The sequence below is a fragment of the Gemmatimonadaceae bacterium genome (assembly GCA_035633115.1).
Taxonomy (GTDB): Bacteria; Gemmatimonadota; Gemmatimonadetes; order Gemmatimonadales; family Gemmatimonadaceae; genus UBA4720.
Genome location: DASQFN010000024.1, coordinates 1 through 2,824, shown reverse-complemented (window position 1 = coordinate 2,824; position 2,824 = coordinate 1). Strand labels below are relative to the sequence as shown.

General features: G+C 58.9%; 2 protein-coding genes. Both read left to right on the top strand.

Features of this window, described 5'->3' with window-relative positions:
• Window positions 1-2,548 (top strand): efflux RND transporter permease subunit (locus VES88_02745; GenBank protein ID HYN80392.1); only part of this gene is annotated, 2,548 nt, incomplete at its 5' end.
• 33 nt (window positions 2,549-2,581) lie between these two features.
• Window positions 2,582-2,824: hypothetical protein (locus VES88_02740; protein ID HYN80391.1), on the top strand; the 243-nt coding region annotated here is incomplete at its 3' end.

The window sequence follows — 2,824 nt, the reverse complement described above, 5'->3', positions numbered from 1 at the left end:
AGCCGACTATGGCTTAACTCTCGAACAAGTCGTCGAAGCCGTGACCGCTTCAAACGCGAACGCGGCGGGCGGCTTCCTTGAGCGCACGAACGAAGAGTTCCTCATTCGCGGCCGCGCCCGCATCCATTCGCCCGAAGACCTCGCAAACTCCGTCGTCACCGTGCGCGACGGCACGCCCATTCTCGTCGGCAACGTCGCCACCGTCCAAGCGGGCGCGGCTCTGAAGCGGGGCGACGGCAGCTTCAACATGCAGCCGGCGGTTGTAGCCACGATTCAGAAACAGCCGAACGCCAACACGCTGGAAGTCACCGCACAGATCGAGTCGACGCTCGCGGGGTTGAGAGCGACGCTGCCCGCGGACGTGACGATTGACACGAAGGCTTTCCAACAGTCCGACTTCATCAACCGCGCGGTGGGCAATGTGCGCTCGTCAATCATCGAGGGCGGCGTCATGGTGACAATCGTGTTGTTCCTGTTCCTGTGGAACTTTCGCACGACCTTCATCTCTTTGACGGCGATTCCGCTCTCTCTGATTGCGGCGATTCTCGTGATGAGTTACTTCGGCATCACGATCAACACGATGACCCTGGGCGGCCTTGCCATCGCTATCGGCGCGCTCGTGGACGACGCGATCATTGACGTCGAAAACGTTTTCCGACGGCTGAAGCTGAACGCACAATCGCCCACGCCCGCTCCCGCCATTGACGTGATTTTCCGCGCGTCGAGCGAAATCAGGAATTCGATCCTCTTTGCAACTCTCATCATCATCATCGTTTTCCTTCCGCTCTTCTCCCTGGGCGGCTTCGAGGGGCGCATGTTCGCTCCGCTCGCCTTAGCGTACATCATCTCGATCACAGCTTCACTCGTCGTCGCGCTGACCGTGACGCCCGTGCTCTGCTATTTCCTGCTCGGTGGCTCAAAGCTGCTTCACGACGAGAAAGATTCACGACTCGTCGCGTGGATGAAGAAGCATTACGCGCGCATCCTGAATTGGACGCTCCGCAATCCGTACAAGATCATCGCCACTTCCGCCGCGATGCTGCTGGTGGCCGCCGCGATGTTCGCCTTCATGGGTCGCGAATTCCTGCCGCCGTTCAACGAGGGCACGCTGAACATCAACGCCAACATGCCGCCGGGCACGTCCTTGCAGGAGTCCAATCGCATCGGCAATGTTATCGAGTCTGTCCTGCACGAAGTCCCTGAAGTCGTCTCGACCACTCGCCGCACGGGACGCGCCGAATTAGACGAACACGCGGCGGGCGTCAACACGAGCGAGATCGAGGTCGTCACCAAGGAGGGTGATCGCTCTCACGCCGAGTTCATGGAAGACGTGCGCCGGCGTCTCGCGCGCATCCCCGGAGTCGAGGCGGAAGTCGGGCAACCTATCTCGCACCGCATCGACCACCTGCTCTCGGGCACGCGGGCACAGATCGCCATCAAACTTTTCGGACCCGACCTCGCGACGCTGCGGACCAAAGCTGCCGAGATACGCGACCAGATGGCAGGAGTGGGTGGCATTGTCGATCTGATCGTTGAGCCGCAAGTCGGCGTGCCGCAAGTGCAAATCAACATGGATCGGCAAGCGGCAGCCGCAGTCGGATTAAGAGCCGAAGACCTAGCCGAAACAGTTGACACCGCCTTCAACGGTCACGTTGCCTCGCAGGTCCTGGAAGAGCAAAAGACTTACGACGTGCTCGTGCGCTTCGACGATAAGGCGCGCGAATCGGTTGAGGCAATCGGTCGCACCCTGATTGACACTCCGACGGGCGCGCGTGTGCCCATCGGTCAGGTCGCCGAGGTGCGCGTAGATCAAGGCCCGAACACGATCAATCGTGAGAACGTCCAACGCCGCATCATCATTCAAGCCAATGTTGCGGATCGAGACTTAGGCAGCGTCATCAATGATGTCCGAGCGGCTATCGGCAATAACGTGCAGTTGCCGCAAGGCTACTTCGTGCAGTACGGCGGTCAGTTTGAGGCGCAAGAGAAGGCGTCGCGCCTCATCACGCTGCTCTCCATCGTCGCCATCGGCGGCATCTTCCTGCTCCTGTACGTAGCTTTGAAGTCGGCGCGCTCCGCCGTGCTTGTGATGGCGAATTTGCCGCTCGCGCTTATCGGAGGCGTGGTGATGGTCTTCCTTTCCGGCGGCACGCTCTCCATCGCCTCGCTCGTCGGATTCATCACCCTGTTCGGCATCGCCACGCGCAACGGCATCATGCTGATCTCGCACTACACACACCTTATGGAAGAGGAAGGCGTCTCATTCCGTGACGCGATTGTGCAAGGTTCGATGGAACGCCTGAGCCCTATCCTGATGACCGCCCTCGTGACTGGTGTCGGTCTCATTCCTCTCGCTTTGGGAGCGGGAGAACCGGGTAAAGAGATTCAACAGCCGATGGCCGTCGTGATCCTTGGTGGGATCTTTACCTCGACGTTCCTAAACATGATCGTGATTCCTGCCCTGTACTTGAAGTACGGTCGCGCCGAAGCCCCCGCGCCCGCGCGGGATTACCCGCGAGGCCAGGAACTCGCGCCCGCCGCAGATTGAGAACGGCAAAGCATTCATGAATTATTTATACGCGTGGCTGCAGCTTTACTGGCATTTCTTCTCGGTCTTTCCGTGTTAACCAGTCGTGTGACAGCGCGGGAATGTATTGTCCATTTGTTCTTCATCAACGCACCACACCAGGGGAATCTTGACATACCTGCCGAGCGTGGTAATAGTACCCGTACAGGTAATAGTACCCGTACAGTCAATGTTCATCCCAAGGAGTCAAAAACTATGAAGCAAGTCGTTTGTGCCTTTGCGCTAACAGTCGCGTTT